Genomic DNA, 25,367 nt, shown 5'->3' with positions numbered 1-25,367 from the left:
GTACTATGAATATAAAAGGCATACTTCTAGATAACCGCTACCGTATTGTTGATAAAATTGGCGTTGGTGGAATGGCTGATGTATACCTTGGAGAAGATACCTTACTAGGTAGACAAGTAGCAATAAAAGTATTGCATGCTAATTTTGCAAATGATGATGAATTTGTGACTCGATTTAAACGAGAAGCACAAGCGGCAGGTAAATTAAATCATCCCAATATTGTAAATATGTATGATGTAGGTTTTGACCAAAATTTACATTACATTGTCATGGAATATGTAGATGGTGAAACCTTAAAGAAATATATAACTCGTCATGGAAGACTGTCTATAGATGAGGCTGTTAAATTTACTATCGCCATAGCTGAAGGCTTAGAACACGCTCATACAATGGGTATTGTTCATTGTGATATAAAACCACATAATGTTATTATTACCAATACTGGGCGCGTTAAAGTAACTGACTTTGGTATTGCTCGTGCAATAAATGCAACTAACACAGTTATGTATACGAATTCGATTTTGGGTTCTGCACACTATTTATCACCAGAGCAAGCTAGTGGTAAACCGGTAGATGGAAATACAGATATCTATTCATTGGGTGTTGTATTGTATGAAATGCTTACAGGTCGTGTACCATTTGAAGGGGAAACGCCAATTGCAGTAGCATTAAAACACGTTCGTGAGAAGGTAGAACCTCCAACTCGATATAATCCATCAATTCCTCCGCTTTTAGAAGCTGTTGTTATGAAAGCATTATCTAAAAATCCTGCAGATCGTTTTGATTCTATCTCTGATATGATCAGTGATTTGCGGTTATCTCAAGGTTTTACAATGGGGAAAACACAACGTCATGAACCATATGATTTTGCTACACAAATGATTCCTGCGGTTGATCCTGAAGCACTTGAAGATCTAAGTACTATTCAAGAAGAACGTAAAGACGAGGGTAAAAAGAAGAGTATGTTAAGTAAAATTGCATCGATTCCACAAAAATACATCGTTCTAGGTGCTGCTGTCATTTTTTTAGTAGCATTTTTAGGTGCTTTCTTAAGCTACGGAAATTTCTGGAGTAATACAACAGTAGATGTACCTAATGTGGTAGGCAAACAAGTTTCTGTAGCAAAAAATATCTTAGAAGATAAACATTTGCGTGTGTCTACAAGTGAAGTTACGAATCCTGATGTGCCAGCTGGTCAAGTTATTTCTCAAACACCTGGGGCTGGAGAAAAGGTTAAAGAGCAACGGACGATTCACCTTGTAGTTTCTAAAGGTGTAGGCGATATTACGGTGCCAGATTTAACTGATTTAACTGTCGATCAAGCCCGTCAACGACTTAAAGATTTAGGTTTAGTTGTGGGGAAAATAACACAGCAATCTGTAGATGGTAAAAAAGATGGTGTAATTATTGCTCAGAGTCCTTCAGGAGATTCTAAAGTGTCTAAAGGGACAACAATTGATCTCGTAGTAAATAAAGCGAAGGCTAAGAAAGTCAAAGTACCTAATCTTGTTGGTATGACATTAAAAGATGCTCGTGATACATTGAGTAATATTCAACTAGGTGTAAACCAAGTATCTGGATCTGTGGAAGAAAAATCTGTGGTTATAGAGCAAAGCATTAAAGCTGGTGATGAAATTGACGAAGGTTCCACATTAAATCTTACGACTGAGTTCAAAGATGATAAAAAGAAATCCGATAAAAAAGAAGGAAACAGTGGTAATAAAACAACTGGTACTATAGATGTTACTGTACCAGCTGGTTCTAAAAATCAAGAACTTAAAATTGTCGTAAAAGATGATGAAGGTTCTGCCGTAATCTATGATGATACGAATAAACCTGGAGATCGTGTTGTTAAAAAAGTGTCTGGTGTAGGTAATGTACGTATTGAGGTGTACCTCAATGGTGCATTAGTGCAAGAAACTGCATTATAAGAGGTACTATGATTACAGGCATTGTTGTCAAAAATATGAATGGGTACTTTTATGTACAAGATGATACAGGTACCATTCATGAATGTAAGGTTCGTGGCAGACTTAAGCAAGGACGCTATAGTTTACTTGTAGGGGACCGCGTTACGATTTCGGAGGATGGGTTCGTTGAATCCATCCATGAACGTCATAATTCGATGGTTCGCCCTGCAGTAGCTAATATTGACCAAGTTGTATTAGTTGTGGCTGCCCATGAACCAGATATTAATGAGTTATTACTCAATAAAATGCTCGTTATGATTGAACATGCGGATATACCTATTGTACTATGTATCAATAAATGTGACTTGATGGATTCAGAGACGAAAGCTATGGTTGATCTTTATAAATCAATCGGCTATGAGGTTTTGATGACATCCACATATAATATGACAGGCATTGATGATTTACGTCATGTGCTTCAACATAAGGTAACGGCTTTTGCAGGACCATCTGGTGTTGGTAAAAGTAGTCTTTTAAATTCGGTAGACCCAAAATTTGCGTTCCAGACTGGGGAGGTAAGTGATAAGATTAAACGTGGCAAACATACTACTCGTCATGCTTCTTTATATAGTTTAGATGCAGATTCTTTTATCATGGATACACCTGGATTTAGTGCTATTGAATTTAATGATGTTTCCCTTGAAAGATTGCCTACATTATTCCCAGAATTTGGTGAATATGTTGATACTTGTAAATTTAATCCTTGCTATCATGAACATGAACCCATTTGTGGGATTAAAGCTGCTCTAGAAGCTGGTCATATTCATCAAGGACGATATGATGCTTATATGTCTATACGTAATGATATAGAAAGTCAACGAAAGAGGTTTTAATATGATAAAAATTGCACCATCTATGCTTTCCGCAAATTTTGCGGTGTTAAGCGAGGAATTAAAATCTATTGAAGCAGCGGGGGCTGACTTATTACATATCGACATCATGGATGGACACTTTGTTCCGAATCTAACCTTTGGTGCTCCCATTGTGAAAGCCATTCGTCCATATACAAAATTACCATTTGATGTGCATTTGATGGTTACTAATCCTGGTGATTATGTAGAAGAATTTGCAAAAATTGGTGTAGAATATTTTACTTTTCATCAAGAAACTGTACCTCATATGCATCGTTTGATTCAACATATCAAGCAGTGTGGGATGAAGGCTGGTGTAGCATTGAATCCTAGTACACCTGTATCTCTACTAGAAGATGTAGCTGCAGATTTAGATATGATTTTAATTATGTCTGTGAATCCAGGATTTGGAGGACAATCTTTTATTAAGAATGCCATAAAAAAAGTTAAACAAGCTAAGATATTGTTAGAAGAATTAGACAATTCAACGGCAGTCATTGAGGTGGACGGTGGTATTAACGATATTACTTGTGTACCGATTAAAAGAGCGGGGGCTACAGTTTTAGTTGCTGGTTCTGCAGTGTTTGGAGCAGAAAATCGTGCAAGTATGATTGACTCCATTCGCAATAATTAAATAAATAGTTTCATAATATTCTATAATTCAAATTTGAATATAAGATCGTACATCAATAAGAAAGAGAATGTATTTAAAATAAGGAGTGAGGAATACTTAAAGAATTCCTCACTCCTTGCTTGCTTTTGCTATGATTTTTTGTTAAAATTATTAGGTATGAAAAATATGCACGTCAGTGGACTTCGGTACTGTGCCTAATTTTGGGTGACCCGAAGGATGAAGCGGCGGAGGTTAATTAACAGGAGGTGCCACAATGGCAGTAGTATCAATGAAACAATTATTAGAGGCTGGTGTACACTTTGGTCATCAGACTAGAAGATGGAACCCTAAAATGGCGAAATTCATCTTCACTGAACGCAATGGTATTTATATCATTGATTTGTCTAAAACAGTTAAAAAAGTAGAAGAAGCTTACAATTTCTTGCGTGAAGTTGCTTCCCAAGGCGAAGTAATCTTGTTTGTAGGTACTAAAAAACAAGCTCAAGAAGCTATTAAAGAAGAAGCTATCCGTGCTAACATGTTCTTCGTTAACGAACGTTGGTTAGGCGGTATGTTGACTAACTTCAAAACAATTGAAACTCGTATTAAACGTTTAAAACAATTGGAAGCTATGGCAGAAGACGGTACTTTCGAAGTATTGCCTAAAAAAGAAGTTATCGGTCTTCGTCATGAAATGGATAAATTGGAAAAATACCTTGGTGGTATCAAAGATATGCCTAAAATGCCAGGTGCTCTTTTCGTAGTAGATCCTAAAAAAGAAAAAATTGCTATTGCGGAAGCTAAAAAATTGGGCATTCCAGTAGTTGCAACAGTTGACACTAACTGTGACCCAGATGAAGTTGATTTCCCAATTCCAGCAAATGACGACGCTATCCGTGCTGTTAAATTGTTGGCTGGTAAAATGGCTGACGCTGTTCTTGAAGGTCGTCAAGGCGAATCCTTCGAAGAAGCATTAGATAACATGGTAGCTGACTCTGCTGAAATGGTTAGAGACGGTAAAGCTTAATCGTTGTCGTATTAGCATTTGAAAGATAAATCTATAACATATATAATTGGGGTAAGGACTATATCCTTACCTTAATTAATACTAGGAGGAACAAAATAATGGCAATTACTGCTGCTTTGGTAAAAGAATTGCGCGACATGACTGGCGCAGGTATGATGGACGCTAAAAAAGCATTGGTTGAAACTGACGGTAATATCGATAAAGCGGTTGACCTTCTTCGTGAAAAAGGTTTGGCTGCGGCAGCTAAAAAAGCTGGTCGTATTGCAGCTGAAGGTGTAGTACAATCCTACATTCATGCAGGTGGTCGTATCGGTGTTTTAGTGGAAGTGAACTGTGAAACTGACTTCGTTGCAAAAACTGATGATTTCCAAAATTTAGCACGTGATATCGCAATGCAAATTGCGGCTGTAAATCCTACATACTTGAACCGTGAAGAAGTTCCTACTGAAGTCATTGAACACGAAAAACAAGTATTATTGGAACAAGCTAAAGTAGAAGCTGAAGAAGACGTTAAAGCTGGTCGTAAACCAAAACCTGAAGCTGTTTTAGAAAAAATGGTTGCTGGCCGTATCGAAAAATTCTATAAAGAAAATTGCCTATTAGAACAAGTATTCATTAAAGATGGTGATAAAACTGTTACAGACATCATTAATGAAAGTATTGCAAAAATCGGTGAAAACATCAACGTACGTCGTTTTGTTCGCTATGGTTTAGGTGAAGGCATTGAAAAACGCCAAGATGACTTCGTAGCAGAAGTAATGGCATCTGTTGGTAAATAATTAATAAACAATAAGAGAACACCGTACAGTGTTCTCTTATTTTGCAATAGAGGAGTAAAAATATGGCAAAAAGAAACTTTCGACGTATTGTTTTAAAGTTGAGTGGTGAAGCATTAGCAGGTGAACAAGGTTTTGGTATTAATCCTGATGTTGTCGAAGAATTTGCAAAAGAAATTGCTGCTTTAGCAAAATCCACTAATTTAGAAATCGCAATTGTTGTTGGTGGTGGTAACCTATGGAGAGGTTTAGCTGGTAGCAATCAAGGTATGGATCGTGCTACTGCTGACTATATGGGGATGCTTGCAACAGTGATGAACTCCTTAGCATTGCAAGATGCATTAGAACAAGCTGGTGTAGATACACGTGTACAAACGGCTATCGAAATGCAAGAAATTGCAGAACCTTATATTCGTCGTCGCGCTATTCGTCATTTAGAAAAAAAACGTATCGTCATCTTCGGTGCTGGCCTTGGTAAACCTTACTTCTCTACAGATACAACAGCTGCATTACGGGCCGCTGAAATTGAAGCCGATGCTATTTTAATGGCAAAGAAATTTGCAGATGGCGTATATGATTCTGACCCTAAGACAAATCCTAATGCTGTTAAATTTGATGAATTAACATATAACGAGATTATCACAAAAGAATTAAAAGTAATGGATGCTACATCTACAACTTTATGTAAAGATAACAATATTCCTATTATTGTATTTAGCATGGATATTCCTGGTAATATTACAAAAGCTGCTAAAGGTGAAGAAATAGGGACCATTGTTCGAGGAGAATAATTCATATGGAAATTAAAGAATTGTTACAACAAGCAGAAGACCGCATGAATAAGTCTATTGAGGCTTTAAAACATGAATTCGCATCTATTCGTACAGGCCGTGCTAGTGTAGCACTACTTGATAAAGTAATGGTTGATTATTATGGAAGTCCATCACCCATTAATCAAGTTGCGAATATCTCCGTGCCTGAACCTCGAATGATTGTGATTGCACCTTGGGATAAAACAATGATTGGTGCTATTGAAAAAGCAATTTTACAATCTGATTTAGGTTTGAACCCTGGTAATGATGGTGCACAAATTCGTTTAAGTATTCCTCAATTAACTGAGGAACGTCGTAAAGAAATCGTTAAAGTAGTTCATAAAAAGGCTGAAGATGCAAAAGTTGCAGTGCGCAACATTCGTCGCGATGTAAATGAAGCATTAAAAAAAGAAGAGAAAGCTAAAACGATTACTGAAGATGATGCTAAAGATGGTTTAGATCAAATCCAGAAGCTTACCGATGCTAAAGTTAAGCAAATCGATGAGTTAAAAGCAGTAAAAGAAAAGGACGTATTAGAAGTATAATGTTAGATTCTAATAGCCTTATTGGAATACCATGGCAGCTTGCAAAGTCTCGTTTGCAGGCTGCCCATATTCCTTTTAAGGTAATGATTGGTGGATCCTTTAATCGCTTCTTTGAAATTTCAGATAAAGGATTTTATGTGGCACGTATTACAAAGGTTGATGAGTGCTTACATATACTACTATATAGACCAATGATTGCCAGCGACTTCGGAAATTCTATCGAGGTAGACTATGCTAAAGAAATTATTTAACCGTAAACGTTCTGATACGCCTGTCATTGATCGTAATATAATTCCACAACATGTTGCTATTATTATGGATGGTAATGGACGATGGGCTAAACGCAGAGGCATGCCGCGCTCCATGGGGCATCGTGCTGGTGCAGATGTATTAAAAGAAATTGTTATGGCCGCAGATGAGATCGGAATTAGAGCTCTTACGGTATATGGTTTCTCCACGGAGAACTGGAAACGTCCTGAACAGGAAGTTTCTTTACTTATGTCTCTCATAAAAGAATACTTAAATAATAATGTTAAGTTTATGCATGAACATAATGTACGCATTCGATTTATTGGTTTTATTGGAGGGCTTTCAGAAGACCTACAAAAAATCATTCAAGATGCAGAATTATTAACTCAGAATAATACAGGCCTCACATTACAGTTAGCGATTAACTATGGTGGGCGTGATGAAATAGTTAGAACTATCCGCGACATTGTAAAATCCGTTGCGGATGGCGTTATTACAATGGACAAAATTACTGAAGAATATATAAGTTCTCAATTATTCACTAAAGAGTTTAGTGATGTAGATTTATTAATTCGTCCTAGTAGTGATTTTAGAATTAGTAATTTTTTGTTATGGCAACTAGCGTATGCTGAATTTTGGTTTACCGATTTGCATTGGCCAGATTTTACTAAGGAAACTTTACTTGAAGCTGTGGCGGCATATCAGAAACGAGAACGCCGATTTGGTGGCTTATGTGATGAGGAATAAAAAATGTTAAAAACACGTGTTATTACCGCTGTTATTGGTTTTATTATTGCCTTAGGGGCCATTACATTTGGTGGATTAGTGTATGATGTGCTAATTACACTTTTAGCTTTATTAGGGTGGCGTGAGTTTGTATTACTTGGTAAAGCTAAACGTGTTCGGATATCCATTATATGGGGATATATTAGCATTTTATTGCTAATGATTGCTCTTGCATGTCATCAGTATATTATAGCTATAGCTATTTTAGTATTAAGTTTATTTGCCAATTATATGTTGTGTACATTTGGTGAAACTAAGTACTCGATGTCTAGTGTATCCTTTAGTGTATTTGGTTTATTATATATTGGTATGGGTATGACTTCATTGCTCTTGATTCGTCATGATTCAATTTACATGAATTTATCAATGCCTTTTGAACTATATAACTGGGGCACTATTACACTTTGGTTATTATTGTTTACTACTTGGGCTAGCGATACCTTTGCATACTTTTCAGGTCGAGCTTTTGGTAAACGTAAAATAGTACCATCCATTAGTCCTAATAAAACACTAGAAGGTTTTATTGGTGGATTTATCGGCTGTATCCTTACAGGTGCAGTATTTTCGTATATCGTTGGCATTCCTTGGTGGATGGGAATCCATGTAGGTATGATTAGCGGTATATTAGCACCATTAGGTGATTTGTTTGAATCAAAGATTAAACGACTATGTAATGTAAAAGATTCTGGTACATTATTACCAGGTCATGGCGGTGTATTGGATCGCTTTGATAGTTTATTATTTGCGGCTCCTATTACATTAATATATATATTACTATTTTCGTACTAATTTCATAGAGGTACACTTATGAAATACCTAAGTATTATCGGCAGTACTGGCTCAATCGGTACACAGACGCTTGATGTGGTGTCTCAACATCCAGATCAATTCAAGGTGGTTGCCTTAGTGGCACATCATAATATTGACCTCTTAGAACATCAGATTAAAGAATATAAACCTTTGGTGGCGGGTCTTGTAGATGAAGGTGCTTTTAAAGAATTACAAGCACGCTATACAGGTCCTACAAAATTGATAGGTGGTAAGGAAGCCCTCATTGCAGCAGCTACAATTCAAGAGGCAACAATGATTGTTACTGCTATTGTAGGTGCTGCGGGCATTGAGCCTACAGTGGAAGCTATAAAACAAGGTAAGACTATAGGTCTTGCTAATAAAGAAACTCTTGTTGCTGGAGGTCCATTAATTACGGCTTTAGCTAAAGAACATGGCGTGCAAATCCTACCTATCGATAGTGAACATAGTGCTATATTTCAGTGCTTAGAAGGACAGAAACGTGACAATGTTGATTCTTTAATTGTCACTGCTTCTGGTGGTCCTTTACGCACATGGGATTCTAGTAAAATTCAAACTGCAACTGCTGCAGATTGTTTGCGACATCCTACCTGGAATATGGGTAATAAAATAACTATAGACTCTGCATCCTTATTTAATAAAGGATTAGAGGTAATAGAAGCTCACTGGTTATTTGGTTTCGATTTTGATCATATTGATGTAGTAGTACATCCTCAAAGTATTGTTCATTCTATGATACGTATGAAGGATGGTGCGATATTAGCGCAAATGGGTAATCCAGATATGCGCGAGCCCATTCAATATGCTTTGACGTATCCAAAACGTGAAGTTTTAAGTATGAATCATCTTGATTTTACTCAAGCTCTACAATTGGAGTTTTTACCTCCACGATATGACGATTTTCCTGCACTTCGACTTGCGTATGAGGTAGGACGTGCTAGTGGATTTAAACCTGCTGTATTTAATGCAGCCAATGAAACGGCAGTATATGCCTTTTTAGAAGATAAAATCGCCTTTGGTGATATTTATAAAGTCGTTACTTCTGTTCTTGAATCTATGGGACCAGAAGATGATTTTACATTAGATAATTTATTATCCATCGATAGATGGGCCCGTGAAAAGGCAACATCGTTGATGTTATAGGAGAATATATGATTACGGCATTAGCCACAATATTTGTATTTGGTTTAATCGTGTTTATTCATGAATTAGGCCATTTTATTACAGCTAAGATGTCAGGTATGCAAGTTGATGAATTTGCTATAGGTTTTGGTCCAGCCATATTTAAAGTACAAAAAGGGGAAACTTTATATTCTATTCGTATAATTCCTCTTGGAGGATTTAATCGTATTGCTGGTATGACACCTGACGAGCCTCTTAATGAGCGCTCCTTTTATAATAAACCTGCGTGGAAAAAATTTATTGTTATTTCTGCAGGGGCTGTATTTAACTTTATATTAGCCATTGTACTTTTCTTTGGCCTAAATGTGACTGTAGGAAATCTTACATATACAAATGAACCTGTAATTGGTAACATTATTGCCGGTAGTTCTGCAGAACAGGCTCATTTAGAAGCTAACGATAGAATTATTACGATTGATGGTAAAAAAATTAGTACTTGGGATGATATTCGTCCTAACTTACAAGGCACAGCAAACCATGATGTAACTGTTGTTGTAGAGCGTGAAGGAAAAACTATAGAGACTACGGTAATACCTAAAATGGAACAAGATAGTCCTAAGATTGGCATCTACCCTAGCTTTACTCGTGAAACTTATAGTATTGGTGAATCTTTGAGCCTTGCTGTTAGTCGGACGGGGCAAACTATTGTTGCTATGGTCAGTGGGATTTACGATATGATTCGTGGCACACAAGCAGCCGAATTATCTGGTCCAGTAGGAATTTCCCAAATGGCAGGTGCTATTGCACAATCAGGATTTGCACCACTATTAAGTTTTGCTGCATTCCTTAGTATTAACTTAGGGGTTATTAATCTTTTACCATTACCTGTTTTAGATGGTGGTCACTTGATTATTATCTTGGCGGAAGCTATAACAGGCCGTAGATTACCTGCTAAAGCTCTTATGTATATACAAATGGTTGGGGTTGCCTTAATGGTAGCATTATTCTTATATGTAACAACGCAGGATATTTTCCGTTTACTATAAGACAGATGGGAGATTACAATGATTGTACGTAAACCAACAAATGGTATCTATGTAGGTACAGTTAAAATCGGCGATTATGCACCGGTAAGTATTCAATCTATGATTACTACGGATCCAGTACATACAGAGAAGGCAATTGCAGAAATTAATCATTTAGCAGAGGCTGGTTGTGAACTGGTTCGTGTCGCCGTTCCTACAATGGCATCTGCAAAGGCTTTAAAGGCTGTTAGAGCGGGCATTTCAATTCCTTTGATCGCCGATATTCACTTTGATTATAGATTAGCTTTAGAAGCTATTGAAAATAATGTTGATGGATTGCGCATTAATCCAGGAAATATTGGTGGTGAAGATAAGGTTTTAGCCGTTATTGAAAAGGCAAAACCTAAACAAATCCCAATTCGCATTGGTGTTAATGCAGGCTCTTTACCAAAGCATATTCTCGATGCTCATGGAGGACATCCTACAGCGGATGGTATGGTTGAAACAGCTTTAGAACACGTAAGAATTTTAGAAAAACTCGATTATCGTCAAATGAAATTATCTATTAAAGCAACGGAAGTACCTCTAATGGTGGAAGCATATCGTAAGTTATCTGATAAGATTCCTTATCCGTTACATTTAGGTGTAACAGAAGCTGGTACTATTAAACAAGGCACTATTAAATCTGCTATGGGGATTGGTGCATTATTGCTCGATGGCATTGGTGATACATTACGGGTATCCTTAACTGGAGATCCAATTCACGAAATTGAAGTAGGTAGAAGTATTTTAAGTAGCTTAGGATTAAGAAATTTTGGGGCCACTATGATATCTTGTCCTACATGTGGTCGTTGCCAAGTAAATTTATTTGATATGGCTGGTATTGTAGAAGAACGTCTAGCATCCATAAAAGCGCCTATTAAGGTTGCCGTTATGGGGTGTGTTGTAAATGGTCCAGGGGAAGCGCGTGAGGCCGACTTTGGTATTGCTGGTGGTGATGGTCAAGGTATTATTTTCCGTAAAGGGAAAGTTATTAAGACTGTACCAGAAGCCGAATTAGTAGATACATTGTTTAGAGAAATTGACCAATATTTAGAAAATTTAGATGAGGAGTCTTTATGTTAGCCACTAAATTATATGCACCTACATTGCGTGAGGTTCCATCTGACGCTGATGTAGTAAGCCAACAGCTTATGCTTCGCGCTGGTTTTATGCGTAAAACTGCAAATGGTTTATATAGTTTTTTACCATTAGGTTGGAGAAGTATTAAAAAGATTGAAGCTATTGTACGTGAAGAAATGGATCGTGCTAGTGCTCAAGAAATTATGATGCCAATTTTACAGCCTGCAGAAATTTGGAAAGAGTCTGGCCGTTGGAACGCATATGGCGCAGAAATGATGCGTATCAATGATCGTCATGATAATGAGTTTTGTCTAGGACCAACACATGAAGAGATGATTACAACCCTCGTTAAAAATGAGATTAACTCATATCGTCAATTACCAGTCAACTTATATCAAATTCAAAGTAAATTCCGTGATGAGCGTCGTCCACGTTATGGCTTGATGCGTAGCCGTGAATTCATTATGAAAGATGCTTATTCTTTTGATGTAGATGAAGCGGGTTTAGATGAATCCTATAAATCTATGTACGATGCATATACACGTATTTTTACACGTTGTGGTCTTACATTCCGCCCAGTAGAGGCTGATAGTGGTGCAATCGGTGGTAGTGGTACGCATGAGTTCATGGCCATTGCCGAAGCTGGTGAAGCTGATATCGTATATTGTACTAAGTGTGATTATGCAGCTAACATTGAAATCGGCAAGCCTGGTATCATGAAGCAAGACGAAGAAGTTCTTCATGAGTTATCTGTTGTGGATACACCAAATGCAAGTTCTATTGAAGCTGTGGCAGACATGTTAAATTTACCATTACATAAAACTATCAAAGCGGTAGTATTTTCTATTGATGGTAAAGTGGTATTAGCCATTGTTCGTGGTGACCATGAAGTAAATGAAGTCGCTGTACAACATGCCGTTCTTGGTGCTGTAGAGCCTGAGATGGCCACCCCTGAAGAATTGGAAAAAGTAGGTTTAATAGCTGGTTTCATCAGTCCTATTGGTTTAAAACAAACAGAAGAATTTGCTATTGTTGTTGATGAATCTGTTATGGAAACTTACAATGTTTGTGGTGGCGCTAATAAAAAAGATGCTCACTACGTTAATATCAATCCAAAACGGGACTTTAATGTAGAAGATATTATTGTTGCTCCAATTCGTTTAATCACGAAGGACGATGTGTGTCCTAAATGTGGGGGTGCTTTAGAACATGCTAAAGGCATCGAAGTGGGTCAAGTATTTAAATTGGGTACAAAGTATTCTGAAGCATTACAAGCTACATTCTTAGATCAAAATGGTCGTCCTAATCCAATGATTATGGGTTGCTATGGTATCGGTGTATCTCGTACACTAGCTGCTGCTATTGAGCAATATCACGATGAAAATGGTATTATTTGGCCACGTTCTATCGCTCCATTTGAAGCAGTTATTGTTCCAATTAATGCAAAAGACGAAGCATTAATGTCTACTAGTCAAACTATTTATACTGCATTACAAAATGCTGGTGTAGATGTATTGTTAGATGATCGTAAAGATCGTGCAGGTGTTAAGTTCAAAGATGCTGATTTGATTGGTTATCCACTTCGCATTACAGTAAGTAAAAATACTCTTGAGAATAACGAAGTAGAAATTCAAATCCGTAAGTCTGGAGAAGCTCTTCCATGTGCTATTGATTCTGTATCTGATAAAGTAACAGAATTGCTTCAAAACTTATAATAGAATTGCGATTCTAGTGAATGTTCATTAGGGTCGCAATTTTTCTTTCTAAACTTGAATTAATAGATTAAATAAGTCATAATTAAATGATAGAATATTTGGAATGGAGGTGCTATATGCTTGTAGATTTTCATATGCATTCCATCTTTTCAGATGGTGTTGAAACACCTAAAGATCTATTGCAACATGCCATAGACTGTAATGTATCTATGATGGCTTTAACCGATCATGATGAAATAGACGGCATTCAAGCATTGCGTGCTGCTCAAAAGAAGTTAGATCCTAATGAATCTATTAAAATCGTAAATGGCTGTGAATTTAGTGCTGATTATAAAGATAAGTCAATTCATATTTTAGGATATTGTTTTGATGAAAATAATAAAGATTTAATCGATTTTATTACGTTTTTTAAAGGAAAACGTGAAGAACGTATCGATGAAATTATCCGTCGTTGTAATAATGAAGGATATTATATTACAAAAGAAGAGCTCATTAAACAATTTCCTGATACTAAAGCTTATGGTCGCCCACATATTGGTAAACTTTTAATTGATGGTGGTTATGCCAAGGATATTAATGATGTATTTAAAGGTATTCTTCGAAAAGATAGTCCTTGCTATGTTCCTAAGGTAAAAGTAGAGGTTCCTTATATTATTGATATTATACATAAAGCTGGAGGACTTGCTGTTATGGCTCATCCTAAATTGGTTACCAGTGATGAATATGTGTTGGAAATGTTAAATTATGATTTTGATGGTATGGAGGTATATCACTCAAAGCATAATGATGATGATGTGGAGCGATATAAAGAATTCGCTAAAAAGCATAAGCTATTTATTACTGGTGGTTCTGATTACCATGGTATTGTAGGCAAGAAACCTGATAGATTTGGTGATTACTTAGTATCTGGTAAGGATGTATCAGAATTTATTAGTTTGTTATAAATGACGAGGTAGACTATGGAAGTCGTTGCATTTGTAGGTAGTAGTGGCACAGGTAAAAGTCATCGTGCCCTCGTAGTTGCTCATGAAAATAAAATTGAATGTATCATCGATGATGGTATTTTGATTCATGATAATAAAATTGTAGCTGGCTTTTCTGCAAAAAAAGAGTCTAGTCGTTTAAAAGCTGTTCGTCGTGCTATTTTTCAAGACGAAGTACAAGTTAAATCCGTACGAGAACAATTAGATAAGATTAAACCTAATAAGCTTATGATTATCGGCACTTCTGATAATATGGTTAAGAAGATTACTAAAGCTTTAGGCTTACAAGAACCTGATCGATATATTCGTATAGAAGATGTTGCAACACCTAAGGAAATTGAAAAGGCACAACATGCACGTCTTAAAGAGGGTAAACATATAATTCCTGTGCCGACTATGGAATTAAAGCCACACTTTAGGGGGTATTTGATTGATCCAATCAAAACCATGTGGCGCCGCAGGACTTTGAAAAAACAAGATCAAGATACCTTAGGTCAAATTGGTTCTGAAGGATTTGAACGTTCTGTTGTACGGCCTGCTTTTAGCTACTATGGTCGACTCACTTTTGACGATGAAGTAATTATTAAATTGATTAGAAATGGGTTAAAAAAAGTAGCTGGTGTTGATGAGACCAGTATAATTTCTTTTAAAAAAAGCGACAAAGGTCAAAACGGTCTTGTTGTTGATATGGCTGTAGTTATTGAACATGGATATCCTGTTAAACCGTTGATGCAACAGGTACAAAAATCTGTTCGCAATGAAATTGAATATATTACCGGCATGTCTATTGAACGCATGTCCATTAAAGTTAAGAATATTATTGAAACAAAACGAAAGATTGTTAAAGTGTAGGAGTTAGAATGAAGTCTTATTATATTTACACCTATGGTTGTCAAATGAATACCGCCGACTCTGAGCGATTATCGCATCAGCTGGAATCTGTTGGGTATATACCAACAGAGAATGTTGAAACTGCAGATTTAATTCTGCTAAATACTTGTGCAGTGCGTGAAAATGCAGAAACTAAAGTTTATGGGCGTATAGGTGAGCTAAAAAGACTAAAACGTAATAATAAAAACTTGATTATCGCCGTCACAGGATGTATGGCTCAAAAAAATCAAGCAGAAATGTTTAAACGAGCTCCTCATATTGATATTGTATTAGGCACTCATAATATTCAACATATTAACGAGATGATTGAAGAAGTACAACATGGACATACGCATCAAATCAGCGTAGATATGGATAACTCTGTATTGCCTGAATTAGAGGCAAAACCAAATGGCTCTTTTTATGCATGGGTACCTATTATGAATGGCTGTAATAAATTTTGCACCTATTGTATTGTTCCCCATGTACGTGGTAGAGAGATTAGCCGTCCTGTAGAGGCCATTGTTAAAGAGGTTACAGACCTAGGGGTTAAAGGATTTAAAGAGATCACTTTATTGGGGCAAAATGTAAACTCTTATGGCCTAGATTTTAAAGATGGTACAGATTTTGGTACATTAGTTGATGCTCTTGATGGTATTCCTGGTATAGAACGTATTCGCTATATGACAAGTCATCCTCAAGATATGAGTAAGTCTATGATTGATGCTCTTGGTAGGTCATCCAATATTGTGACGCATTTACATTTACCTATTCAATCTGGTTCCAATCGTATTTTAAAGAAAATGAATCGTCATTACACGGTAGAGCATTATAAAGAATTACTTTCTTATTGCCGTAAAAAAATAAAAGATGTGGTGGTGACTACGGATATCATTGTAGGTTTCCCAGGAGAAACTGAGGAAGATTTTCAAGCTACATTACAATTATTAAAAGATGTGCGCTATGACATGGCGTATACGTTTATCTACTCTAAGCGATCTGGAACGCCAGCAGCAACTATGGATGATCAAATTCCAGAAGAGATTAAGCGCGTTCGCTTACAAACATTGATGGATGTACAAAATGAAATCTCTTATGAATTAAATAAACCTATGGAAGGACAAGTATTTGATATTATTGTAGAGGGACCAAGTCCTCGTGATGAAGACATGTGGTTCGGTCGTACATCTGGTAATAAAATGGTTTTATTCCCTAAGGATGACTCCCTATCAATTGGTCAAACTGTACCAGCTCATATCGATAAAGCTCAAACATGGGTTTGTTATGGTAGTATTGTAAAATAAATTATTAGAATCAAAAAGAACTCGTCACTATTATGTTAACTCTAAGGTTAGATTTTTTATCTAAAATTAGTTTGCTAAACATGTGGTGGCGATGTTCTTTTTTACCATAGATGCTGATTAGAAATCATATGTGTTATAATAATAGAATAATATAAAAGTTGTATATTGAAGATATTCATAGGTATGAACACCATTTACATTTTGTATTTTTACAAAGAAGGTGTAACTATGAAACTTGATTTAAACGCTGTAGGCGAAACGGCATTATTGACACTATATGCGAGAGCGAAAGATTATGAGTCAGAACAATCCGTATTAAAGGATCAGAAATCCTGGGATATTTTAAAGCATATTGATTATGATTTTGATCAATTTAAAGATGTTAAGATGTCCTATTATGGAATTTTAGGACGGGCTAAAGTAATCGATGATGAGATACGAAACTTTATATCTCTATATCCAGATTGTATCGTCGTATCATTAGGTGCCGGTTTAGATACTATGTTTTATCGAGTCGACAACGGTTATATTGATTGGTATAATATCGACTTTGCCGGAGTGATTGAAGCACGTACACAATTTTTTGAGCCTCATGAACGAGTCCATAATTTAGTGAGTTCTATAACTGATGAATTGTGGACTAAAAATATTGAGATAAATGGACGAAAACTACTGCTTGTTAGTGAAGGTGTAGTTATGTATCTTACACTGGATGAAATGAAGCAGTTTTTAGGCTTGCTGACTGATTCTTTTGAAGAGTTTACGTTATATCTTGATATGATTTCTCCATATGTGGCGAAACGCACTAAACAACATGATATGCTTAGTAAAATGAATGTTTCTTTTCAGTGGGGAACTAAGGACGGTCATGAAATTGTAGTTATGAATCCTAAGCTTAAACAGACTGGACTGATTAATTTTACAGGAAGTATGTTATCCTTAGCACCTATTGTTTATAAATTATTATACCCGTTTATATATTTGTTTAATAATCGTATGGGAATATACGAATATAAGCGGAATCTGTGATATGACTCATAATATATGAGGTGAATATGAGTAAAAAGCAAACACCTATGATGGAGCAGTATTTAGATATTAAATCTAGATACTCTGAAGAATTATTGTTCTTTCGATTAGGTGATTTTTATGAATTATTTAATGAGGATGCTTTAGTCGCATCACGTGAACTTAATATTACCTTAACAGGTCGTCCTACAGGAGATGAGGAACGCACACCGATGTGTGGCGTTCCTTTTCATGCGGCTGAAAGCTACATAGAAACGCTTGTAAAAAAAGGATATAAAGTTGCTATCTGTGAACAACTAGAAGATCCTAAAGCAGTTAAAGGCATTGTTAAGCGGGATGTTATTAAAGTTGTTACTCCTGGTACAGTGATGACAGAAAATGGTAACGATGCACGGTCAAATAACTTTTTATCATTATTTTATATGGTAAAAGATACGTGGATTCTTGTGTTTTCTGATGTATCTACAGGGGAAGTTATTTGGCACCGCATTACTGATTGTGAAAAACGCAGTGATATGTACGATGCACTCAGCATGTATAGACCAAGTGAAATCATATTGCCTGAAGGAACGATATTACCGCAAGATATTCAGGATTTTATTGAAAATCAATTTAGTAATGTCGTATTTTCTCCTTTTTTTACATACTATACACAACGTGAAGTAGCTGAAAAAGCTGTAACTCATTTCGGTGATTTAGGCCTTATGGAAGAGGATGTATGGGAAGCATTAGGTTATATGCTTTTGTACTTAGAGGATATCATTAAATCTGAAATTTCTCATATCAACTATGTACATCAATTAAGTGTAGGTAATCGCCTTATTCTTGATACATCTTCTTTGCGGCACCTTGAAATTACTCATAATTTACGCGATGGTGGACAAAAAGGTACTTTACTGGATGTACTAGATCGTACGTTGACACCAATGGGGGCACGCCTTTTAAAACAATGGCTTGAAAGTCCATTAACTGATATAAATCAAATACAACGTCGTCAAGCAGCCGTTTCAGAACTTATTACACGCGGTGCTGAACGTTCTCATATTCGTAACTTTTTAGATTGTATTTACGATTTTGAACGCATCGTTGGTCGTGTTGAAACCGGATCTGTGTCTCCCAGAGATTTAACGGCTCTTCGTGAGTCATTAGCAGTTCTACCTGATATTAAGAATGTATTAGGTACATGTTCAAGTCTAGCTTTAACATCTATTAATGAGCGCATGCAAGATCATAAAGATATTTATGACTTATTATGTCGAGCTATTGCAGAGCAACCAGCGTTGACATTAAAAGACGGTCGTGTTATTAAAGATGGATTTAATGCTGATTTAGATGAGCTACGTTCTTTAGCGACTAATAGCGAGCAATGGCTTGCTAAGATGGAAGCGGATATTAAAGAAGCTACAGGGCTTTCAAAAATTAAGACTGGTTATAATAAAGTGTTTGGCTACTATTTCGAGGTATCCCATAGTAAATCAGAACAAGTACCGGACTATTTCATACGAAAACAAACCCTGGCCAATGCTGAACGCTATATTACGCCTGAGTTAAAAGAGTTTGAAATTAAAATTCTCAGTGCGAAAGATAAAATCATCGCGTTGGAACACGAACTATATCAACAATTACGCAATGACATTAAACTCGTTATCAAAGATGTGCAAGAAACGGCACGTGCTCTTGCAGACCTTGATGTATTGTGCTCTCTTGCTTTGGTTGCTTATGAAGAAAATTATATTTGTCCAACTATTGTAATGAATGGTCAAATCAATATTCGTGATGGTCGTCATCCAGTTATTGAAAAGTTTTTAAAACGTGAGGTATTTGTACCAAATGATATCGTTCTAAATCATGATGATGAAGAATTTTTACTCATTACAGGCCCTAATATGGCAGGTAAATCTACTTACATGCGTCAAGCGGCTATCTTAATGATTATGGCACAGATTGGTTCCTTTATCCCTGCTCGTGAGGCATCTATCTCACCTGTGGATCGTATTTTTACACGTGTCGGTGCTAGCGACGATATTTCTACTGGTCAAAGCACGTTCATGGTAGAAATGAAAGAGGTAGCGTATATTTTAGAAAATGCTACTCATAATAGTTTAATTATTCTCGATGAAATTGGTCGGGGTACGAGTACCTTTGATGGTTTGAGTATCGCACAAGCCGTAGTGGAACATATTTGTAAGCACATTCATAGCAAGACTTTATTTGCAACGCACTACCATGAATTGATTTGCTTAGAAGAAAGCTATAGTAAATTAAAAAATTATACCGTTGCAGTTAAAGAAAAAGGGAAAGATGTTGCTTTCTTGCGTCGTATCATTAAAGGTGGTGCAGATCGCAGTTATGGTATCCATGTTGCTAGACTGGCGGGCCTACCTAACTCTGTATTAAAACGAGCTGAAGTGATTTTAGAATCCTTGGAAGATCAAAGTCATGATGCAAGTGACTTAAATAATCGAGTTATGGGCGCTCAACTTACTAATGTGGCAAAACCACCTGTTAAGCAAGTTAGTGATTCTCCACTAGGCAATTTATTTACCCATTTCGTAGTAGATAGCTTACTGGAAGTCGATGTAATGAGTATGACTCCAATTGAAGCATTAAATAAATTATATGAACTACAAGAGGAGGCTCGTAAAGGAGGCGGGAAATAATGGCAACCATTCACGTATTGGATGAAACGACAATCAATAAGATAGCTGCCGGTGAAGTCGTTGAACGTCCCGCATCAGTTATTAAAGAACTCATTGAAAACTCCATTGATGCGTCTGCCACTAATATTGAGGTTGAAATTGGTGAAGGCGGTGTGGCCTATATGCGGATTACTGATAATGGTATCGGTATGACGGAGGAAGATGCTCGCTTGGCGATTCTACGTCATGCAACCTCTAAAATTCAACAAGTAGAGGACCTCTTTGATATTGCGTCCCTAGGCTTCCGTGGGGAGGCTTTGGCTAGTATTGCCTCTGTATCTCATTTCTCTTTGACTACTCGTAAAGCAGACTCTGATTTGGGGACTCGTATTACTGTTGATGGCGGCACTTTTACCGATTGCATTCCTTATGGTGCGGCACCTGGTACAACTATCGAAATTAAAGATTTATTTTATAATACGCCGGCTCGTCGTAAATTCTTGAAAACGGAGCGTACAGAAGCCTCTAAAATTCAAGATATTGTAGGGAAATTAGCTCTAAGTAATCCACATATTTCTTTTAAGCTTATCATCGATGATCGGGTAGCTATTATTACACCAGGAAATGGCGATATTAGTGATACTGTAGCTGCGCTATATGGATATAAAACCAAAGATGATATTTTTACTGTTGCCTATGAAAGTGATTCTATCTATATCGATGGCGTAGTGAGTAAGCCCACACTTCTTAAAAGTACAAGGATATGGCAGACCATTATCGTCAATAATCGCGTGATTTCTGATAAAACCATAATGAAGGCCATCGATAATGCATACCATGCACTATTGCCGAAAAATGGTCATCCTTTGGTGGTACTAAATATTACTGTTCCTGCGAGAATGGTTGATATAAACGTACATCCTCGCAAGAGTGAAGTTAAATTCTCAGATGATAAGATTATATTTAAAGCCGTATATCACGGTATCTTAAATGCTTTAAATAATCCACTCCATGAGAGATACGAACGAGAGTCATCATCTTATATGACGGGTACAGTTGCTAACATATCCGATAAATATGGTAATGATATTGCTAGTAATAGTGATATTAAGAATTTTAGTTCTAATAGTACATTCTTAGCTGGTAATACTACTTATAATTCTTATCAAGCACCTACTGTTGTACACGATTCGATGCAGTCAGCTGAACATATAGCAACAGCTATAGATTATGATAAGGTTTTTGGTGGACGCCGTACAAAAGGCTATGAAGTCATGCGCGGTGAAACTTCGCAGTTTGTGGAAAATCTTAAAACAAAGGGGTATACACCACCTGCACCTAAGGCTACTTATGAACAATCCTCTTTTGTAGATGAAAGTTTTGAAGCTGTTCCTACTGCATACACTAGTTATACTTCGGAAGATGTAGAGAAGTTTAAATCCTTGTCTCACGATATTCGTAACGAAGAGATAGAAGATCGTACAATTCAAAACTCGGGCTTTTTACCAATGGGTCAAGTTGCATCTTGTTATATATTAGCTAAAAAAGGTGATGATCTATATATCATAGATCAACATGCTGCACATGAGCGTGTGCGTTATGATAAGTTGTGTAAGTCTTCTGAATCGATTCCTATGCAATCTATTTTGGTTCCTCAGTATAGTGAGGCCACAGATGATGAAATGAATTTAGTAGAGGAAGAACGAGAAACATTACTTGATCTTGGATTTGATGTAGAGTTAGGTGGTCCTACTAAGATAAAATTAGTAGGGGCTCCAGTAGATTTAGTAGAGTCAAAAGCATTTGAAATTCTGCAATATATATTCTCTTACTTACATGATCATCAACAGCCTACTAAGGCCCAATTACGACATGAAATGTTAGCTTATGCATCTTGTAGAGGGGCCATCAAGGCAGGTCATAATTTAAATATGTATCAAATGACTACCTTAATTGAGGACTTATTTAGTACCGAAAAACCATATGTATGTCCTCATGGTCGTCCTACGATTATCAAATTTACACCTGATGAATTAGGTAAATTATTCTTACGGTCTTAATATGAATATATTAACTACAGCTCAAAAATCTAATGAGGCCATTCAAGAGGAAGCCAAAGCTTTGGCTTCCTCTATGCATATGGCCTATATAAAAAGAGGAAAATTATCTATACCAGCATTATTTAATGCTCATCCATGTGATTTTATTGCTGTTCTTTCTGGTAATGGCTTAACTATTCATTTTCCTGATAATCAGCAACATAGATTTCATTTATCCATGGCTCAATTACGTATACTACGTTTGCAACGTGGAGAAGGAGATCATTTAATTAATGCTGTTCAGACAATACTAAGTACTAATGAAATAACTGATAAAGAAGAATTTTTGTTTCTTGATTGTACAATTGGTCTTGGTAGTGACAGTATCGTTGTGAGCTATGCCTTTCCTCAGGCTAAAATAAAAGGTCTAGAAGGTTCTTTACCTATATGGCTTGCCACATCTTATGGTTTAGCTCATTATTCGCATAATGTGAAAAGTGTGACGGACGCATTACGTCGTATTGAGGTAAGTTATGATACCTTTGAAAACTATGTACCTAATCTACCAGATGAAAGTATAGATATTATTTATTTTGATCCCATGTTTGAGGTCCCTGTAGAGGATAGTCCTCAATTTAAACCACTTCGTGGACATACTGTGGAAAGTCATATTGATGATAAAATTATGGAGGAAGCTATGCGTGTTGCCTCTTATGGTGTTATCATTAAAGAACGACCATTTAGTTCTGTCTTTCAGAAATATCCACCTCACCAATGGGTAGGAGGAAAATATAGCCGCATAGGCTATGGTGTATATATGAAGGAGTTATTGTGAATCCCTTAATTACCATCGTTGGACCTACTGCGGTAGGCAAAACAGATCTTACCTTGGACTTAGCAGAACAGCTACATGCTGAGGTTATTTCTGGTGATGCTTACCAGGTTTATAAACAATTCAATATTGGTACCGCTAAACCATCGGTGGATGAACTTAATCGGGTGAAACATCATCTCATCGATATACTGGAACCAAATGATTCATATTCGGTATCTATTTTTCAAGATCAAGCTAAAGAAATAATTGCAAGATTAAAAGATAGAAATATCCTTCCTATTCTGTCTGGTGGTACAGGACTGTATGTCCAATCATTATTGGAGAACTACAACTTTAATGATGTTAAACCTGACGAATATTTGCGAGCAGAACTCGATGAGCTCTATAGTACAAAAGGTATTGAAGGCTTACGAGAATATGCTTTCACATTAGGTAAAGAGCATAATATAGAGATACAATATAGCGACAAACATCGTTTGTATCGAGCTATTGAGATATTGCATCATGGTGATGTAGATTCGTTGCGAAATCAGACAAAAGATGGTGTATCCTATAAAGGGCCTGTCATCGGTCTCATGAGAGATCGTGATAAATTATATGAACGTATCAATTTACGCGTTGATATGATGTTTGATGTGGGTTTAATTGAAGAGGTGGAACAACTCATAAAATCTGGAGTGAATCCAGATTGCCAAGCTTTTAAAGGTATTGGCTATAAAGAGGTTGTAGACTATATAAATGGCAATATAACATTAGATGAGTGTCGTGACTTAATTAAGAAGAATACACGTCACTTTGCTAAGCGCCAAATTACATGGTATAAACGTATGCCATATATAGAATGGATACATATTGATAGCAATACACCTAAAGATTTTATATTTAATAAAGCTATGGATTTAATCCATAGAGAAGGATTAGCATGACATTAGAAGAAATACGCAGTAAAGCCCTAGAAATGGCTGAACCAGAATTTAAGAAATTTGAACCTATTGCATTGGCCAATACAAAAAAAGTATTAGAAGCCTTTAAGGAATGCCAAGTATCTGATTATCATTTCACTGGTACTACTGGTTATGGATATAACGACGTAGGGCGTGAAAAATTAGATGAAGTATTTGCCTATGTATTTAAAGGTGAAAAGGCTATCGTTCGTCCTCATTTTGTTTCTGGTACACATGCGTTAGCTACTACATTAATTTCTTTGATGGGAAATGGCTCTAAAGGGACAGAGTTTATCTATGCCGTAGGGGCTCCTTATGATACAATGCAATCCGTTATCGGTGCCGCTCGTGAAGTACGTGGTTCTTTAGTAGAAAAAGGCTTTACCTATACTGAGGTTCCATTGAAAGATAATACCTATGATGTTGAAGCTATTGCTAACGCTGTTAACGATAATACGCGGGTAGTAGTGATTCAACGGTCTCGAGGCTATAGCACACGTGAACCTTTATCTATTGCAGATATTAAGGTTATTGTAGATGCTGTAAAAGCTAAAAACTCTAAAACGATTTGTTTCGTAGATAATTGTTACGGTGAATTTACAGAGCTGCAAGAACCATTAGAAGCTGGTGCTGATATTATGGCTGGCTCTCTCATTAAAAATGCAGGTGGCGGTTTAGCACCAACTGGTGGTTATATTGTTGGTAGAGAAAACCTTGTAGAGGATGCAGCGTATCAATTGACAGCTCCTGGACTTGGCGATCATATGGGTTCATATGCTCCTGGTTATCGCTTGTTCTTCCAAGGTTTATTTATGGCACCTCACGTAGTATTACAAGCTCTTAAAGGTGCTGTATATACGGCTGCTGTAGGTGAGTTACTAGGTTATGATGTATTCCCTAAGGTAAATGCTGATCGCTATGATTTGATTCAAGCCATTAATCTGAAAAATGGGGAAGACATGGAGCATTTCTGTGTAGGTATGCAAGCCTATTCTCCTGTAGATGCTCACGTACATCCTATTCCTGGGGATATGCCTGGGTACGAAGATAAAATCATCATGGCTGGTGGTACCTTTGTACAAGGTTCCTCTATTGAACTCAGTGCCGATGGTCCTATACGTCCACCATATACAATTTTCATGCAGGGTGGCCTAGTGTTTGAACATTCCATGCTTGGTATTTTAGGAGCTGCTGAAGAACTATTAAAACATATAAAACATAGATAATGTTTAGAATCTCTTTCTTTTGTGAAAGGGATTCTTTTTATTTCAAATCTTTTCAATATACCTATTTCTAGGCTA

Annotated in this window: 23 protein-coding genes; all 23 read left to right on the top strand. The window is 36.6% G+C overall.

The features are described 5' to 3' along the window. Positions 1–5 precede the first annotated feature (5 nt). The 23 genes from pknB (at position 6) to AAAT26_RS02545 (ending at position 25,292) form a co-directional block, all read left to right on the top strand. Positions 6–1,931 (top strand): Stk1 family PASTA domain-containing Ser/Thr kinase, encoded by a 1,926-nt coding sequence (gene pknB, locus AAAT26_RS02655; RefSeq protein ID WP_008600842.1) that lies wholly within the window; start codon positions 6–8, stop codon positions 1,929–1,931. An 8-nt stretch (positions 1,932–1,939) separates the two neighbouring features. Next, positions 1,940–2,803 (top strand): ribosome small subunit-dependent GTPase A, encoded by an 864-nt coding sequence (gene rsgA, locus AAAT26_RS02650; protein ID WP_349208818.1) that lies wholly within the window; start codon positions 1,940–1,942, stop codon positions 2,801–2,803. Position 2,804: 1 nt separating this feature from the next. Next, complete coding sequence (gene rpe, locus AAAT26_RS02645; RefSeq protein ID WP_349208817.1) at positions 2,805–3,455, top strand: ribulose-phosphate 3-epimerase; 651 nt, start codon at positions 2,805–2,807, stop codon at positions 3,453–3,455. A gap of 253 nt (positions 3,456–3,708) precedes the next feature. Next, positions 3,709–4,461: a 30S ribosomal protein S2 gene (gene rpsB / locus AAAT26_RS02640; protein ID WP_004695687.1), complete on the top strand. Its 753-nt coding sequence runs from the start codon at positions 3,709–3,711 to the stop codon at positions 4,459–4,461. A gap of 98 nt (positions 4,462–4,559) precedes the next feature. Next, positions 4,560–5,240, top strand: a complete 681-nt coding sequence (gene tsf / locus AAAT26_RS02635) for a translation elongation factor Ts (protein WP_004695689.1) — start codon at positions 4,560–4,562, stop codon at positions 5,238–5,240. Between the two features lie 62 nt (positions 5,241–5,302). Then, positions 5,303–6,028 carry a UMP kinase gene (pyrH, locus tag AAAT26_RS02630; RefSeq protein WP_004695691.1) on the top strand — a complete coding sequence of 242 codons (726 nt, stop codon included), beginning with the start codon at positions 5,303–5,305 and terminating at the stop codon, positions 6,026–6,028. Between the two features lie 5 nt (positions 6,029–6,033). Further along, on the top strand, positions 6,034–6,594 hold the full coding sequence (frr, locus tag AAAT26_RS02625; protein ID WP_004695693.1) for a ribosome recycling factor: 561 nt from the start codon (positions 6,034–6,036) through the stop codon (positions 6,592–6,594). Next, on the top strand, positions 6,594–6,845 hold the full coding sequence (locus tag AAAT26_RS02620) for a hypothetical protein (RefSeq protein ID WP_004695694.1): 252 nt from the start codon (positions 6,594–6,596) through the stop codon (positions 6,843–6,845). Before frr ends, AAAT26_RS02620 begins: the two co-directional genes overlap by 1 nt. After that, positions 6,826–7,590, top strand: a complete 765-nt coding sequence (gene uppS / locus AAAT26_RS02615) for an undecaprenyl pyrophosphate synthase (protein ID WP_349208816.1) — start codon at positions 6,826–6,828, stop codon at positions 7,588–7,590. The genes AAAT26_RS02620 and uppS overlap by 20 nt, the downstream gene beginning before the upstream one ends. A gap of 3 nt (positions 7,591–7,593) precedes the next feature. Then, positions 7,594–8,418, top strand: coding sequence for a phosphatidate cytidylyltransferase (locus AAAT26_RS02610; RefSeq protein WP_021148115.1), 825 nt, complete (start codon positions 7,594–7,596; stop codon positions 8,416–8,418). 18 nt (positions 8,419–8,436) lie between these two features. After that, positions 8,437–9,582 carry a 1-deoxy-D-xylulose-5-phosphate reductoisomerase gene (locus tag AAAT26_RS02605; protein WP_004695700.1) on the top strand — a complete coding sequence of 382 codons (1,146 nt, stop codon included), beginning with the start codon at positions 8,437–8,439 and terminating at the stop codon, positions 9,580–9,582. Positions 9,583–9,590: 8 nt separating this feature from the next. Then, complete coding sequence (rseP, locus tag AAAT26_RS02600; RefSeq protein WP_349208815.1) at positions 9,591–10,607, top strand: RIP metalloprotease RseP; 1,017 nt, start codon at positions 9,591–9,593, stop codon at positions 10,605–10,607. Between the two features lie 18 nt (positions 10,608–10,625). After that, the gene (ispG, locus tag AAAT26_RS02595; RefSeq protein ID WP_004695704.1) at positions 10,626–11,711 is read left to right on the top strand and encodes a flavodoxin-dependent (E)-4-hydroxy-3-methylbut-2-enyl-diphosphate synthase; all 1,086 of its coding nucleotides are present in this window, start codon (positions 10,626–10,628) and stop codon (positions 11,709–11,711) included. Beyond that, the gene (locus AAAT26_RS02590; protein ID WP_008600855.1) at positions 11,705–13,423 is read left to right on the top strand and encodes a proline--tRNA ligase; all 1,719 of its coding nucleotides are present in this window, start codon (positions 11,705–11,707) and stop codon (positions 13,421–13,423) included. The genes ispG and AAAT26_RS02590 overlap by 7 nt, the downstream gene beginning before the upstream one ends. Before the next feature lie 116 nt (positions 13,424–13,539). Beyond that, positions 13,540–14,367 carry a PHP domain-containing protein gene (locus tag AAAT26_RS02585; protein ID WP_004695708.1) on the top strand — a complete coding sequence of 276 codons (828 nt, stop codon included), beginning with the start codon at positions 13,540–13,542 and terminating at the stop codon, positions 14,365–14,367. Positions 14,368–14,382: 15 nt separating this feature from the next. After that, on the top strand, positions 14,383–15,258 hold the full coding sequence (locus tag AAAT26_RS02580) for an Asp23/Gls24 family envelope stress response protein (protein ID WP_004695710.1): 876 nt from the start codon (positions 14,383–14,385) through the stop codon (positions 15,256–15,258). Between the two features lie 8 nt (positions 15,259–15,266). Then, entirely contained in the window at positions 15,267–16,580 is a 1,314-nt protein-coding gene (miaB, locus tag AAAT26_RS02575; protein WP_349208814.1) for a tRNA (N6-isopentenyl adenosine(37)-C2)-methylthiotransferase MiaB, read from the top strand. A gap of 228 nt (positions 16,581–16,808) precedes the next feature. Next, positions 16,809–17,609: a class I SAM-dependent methyltransferase gene (locus tag AAAT26_RS02570; protein ID WP_270278759.1), complete on the top strand. Its 801-nt coding sequence runs from the start codon at positions 16,809–16,811 to the stop codon at positions 17,607–17,609. A gap of 26 nt (positions 17,610–17,635) precedes the next feature. After that, on the top strand, positions 17,636–20,269 hold the full coding sequence (gene mutS, locus AAAT26_RS02565) for a DNA mismatch repair protein MutS (protein WP_349208813.1): 2,634 nt from the start codon (positions 17,636–17,638) through the stop codon (positions 20,267–20,269). Further along, positions 20,269–22,308, top strand: a complete 2,040-nt coding sequence (gene mutL, locus AAAT26_RS02560; protein WP_349208812.1) for a DNA mismatch repair endonuclease MutL — start codon at positions 20,269–20,271, stop codon at positions 22,306–22,308. The genes mutS and mutL overlap by 1 nt, the downstream gene beginning before the upstream one ends. A 1-nt stretch (position 22,309) precedes the next feature. Continuing rightward, complete coding sequence (locus tag AAAT26_RS02555) at positions 22,310–23,122, top strand: class I SAM-dependent methyltransferase (protein WP_349208811.1); 813 nt, start codon at positions 22,310–22,312, stop codon at positions 23,120–23,122. Beyond that, the gene (gene miaA, locus AAAT26_RS02550) at positions 23,119–24,048 is read left to right on the top strand and encodes a tRNA (adenosine(37)-N6)-dimethylallyltransferase MiaA (protein WP_279007859.1); all 930 of its coding nucleotides are present in this window, start codon (positions 23,119–23,121) and stop codon (positions 24,046–24,048) included. The genes AAAT26_RS02555 and miaA overlap by 4 nt, the downstream gene beginning before the upstream one ends. Beyond that, positions 24,045–25,292 (top strand): methionine gamma-lyase family protein, encoded by a 1,248-nt coding sequence (locus AAAT26_RS02545; RefSeq protein WP_349208810.1) that lies wholly within the window; start codon positions 24,045–24,047, stop codon positions 25,290–25,292. The genes miaA and AAAT26_RS02545 overlap by 4 nt, the downstream gene beginning before the upstream one ends. The last annotated feature ends 75 nt before the right edge of the window (positions 25,293–25,367 follow it).

It is taken from the genome of Veillonella parvula, from assembly GCF_040094895.1.
Taxonomy (GTDB): Bacteria; Bacillota; Negativicutes; order Veillonellales; family Veillonellaceae; genus Veillonella; species Veillonella parvula_L.
This window is presented reverse-complemented; position numbering and strand designations above follow the sequence as displayed.

Bases quoted from the DNA above. Each gene is read 5' to 3' on its own strand.
- pknB (WP_008600842.1), top strand. From the start codon at position 6: ATGAATATAAAAGGCATACTTCTAGATAACCGCTACCGTATTGTTGAT.
- rsgA (WP_349208818.1), top strand. From the start codon at position 1,940: ATGATTACAGGCATTGTTGTCAAAAATATGAATGGGTACTTTTATGTA.
- rpe (WP_349208817.1), top strand. From the start codon at position 2,805: ATGATAAAAATTGCACCATCTATGCTTTCCGCAAATTTTGCGGTGTTA.
- rpsB (WP_004695687.1), top strand. From the start codon at position 3,709: ATGGCAGTAGTATCAATGAAACAATTATTAGAGGCTGGTGTACACTTT.
- tsf (WP_004695689.1), top strand. From the start codon at position 4,560: ATGGCAATTACTGCTGCTTTGGTAAAAGAATTGCGCGACATGACTGGC.
- pyrH (WP_004695691.1), top strand. From the start codon at position 5,303: ATGGCAAAAAGAAACTTTCGACGTATTGTTTTAAAGTTGAGTGGTGAA.
- frr (WP_004695693.1), top strand. From the start codon at position 6,034: ATGGAAATTAAAGAATTGTTACAACAAGCAGAAGACCGCATGAATAAG.
- AAAT26_RS02620 (WP_004695694.1), top strand. From the start codon at position 6,594: ATGTTAGATTCTAATAGCCTTATTGGAATACCATGGCAGCTTGCAAAG.
- uppS (WP_349208816.1), top strand. From the start codon at position 6,826: ATGCTAAAGAAATTATTTAACCGTAAACGTTCTGATACGCCTGTCATT.
- AAAT26_RS02610 (WP_021148115.1), top strand. From the start codon at position 7,594: ATGTTAAAAACACGTGTTATTACCGCTGTTATTGGTTTTATTATTGCC.
- AAAT26_RS02605 (WP_004695700.1), top strand. From the start codon at position 8,437: ATGAAATACCTAAGTATTATCGGCAGTACTGGCTCAATCGGTACACAG.
- rseP (WP_349208815.1), top strand. From the start codon at position 9,591: ATGATTACGGCATTAGCCACAATATTTGTATTTGGTTTAATCGTGTTT.
- ispG (WP_004695704.1), top strand. From the start codon at position 10,626: ATGATTGTACGTAAACCAACAAATGGTATCTATGTAGGTACAGTTAAA.
- AAAT26_RS02590 (WP_008600855.1), top strand. From the start codon at position 11,705: ATGTTAGCCACTAAATTATATGCACCTACATTGCGTGAGGTTCCATCT.
- AAAT26_RS02585 (WP_004695708.1), top strand. From the start codon at position 13,540: ATGCTTGTAGATTTTCATATGCATTCCATCTTTTCAGATGGTGTTGAA.
- AAAT26_RS02580 (WP_004695710.1), top strand. From the start codon at position 14,383: ATGGAAGTCGTTGCATTTGTAGGTAGTAGTGGCACAGGTAAAAGTCAT.
- miaB (WP_349208814.1), top strand. From the start codon at position 15,267: ATGAAGTCTTATTATATTTACACCTATGGTTGTCAAATGAATACCGCC.
- AAAT26_RS02570 (WP_270278759.1), top strand. From the start codon at position 16,809: ATGAAACTTGATTTAAACGCTGTAGGCGAAACGGCATTATTGACACTA.
- mutS (WP_349208813.1), top strand. From the start codon at position 17,636: ATGAGTAAAAAGCAAACACCTATGATGGAGCAGTATTTAGATATTAAA.
- mutL (WP_349208812.1), top strand. From the start codon at position 20,269: ATGGCAACCATTCACGTATTGGATGAAACGACAATCAATAAGATAGCT.
- AAAT26_RS02555 (WP_349208811.1), top strand. From the start codon at position 22,310: ATGAATATATTAACTACAGCTCAAAAATCTAATGAGGCCATTCAAGAG.
- AAAT26_RS02545 (WP_349208810.1), top strand. From the start codon at position 24,045: ATGACATTAGAAGAAATACGCAGTAAAGCCCTAGAAATGGCTGAACCA.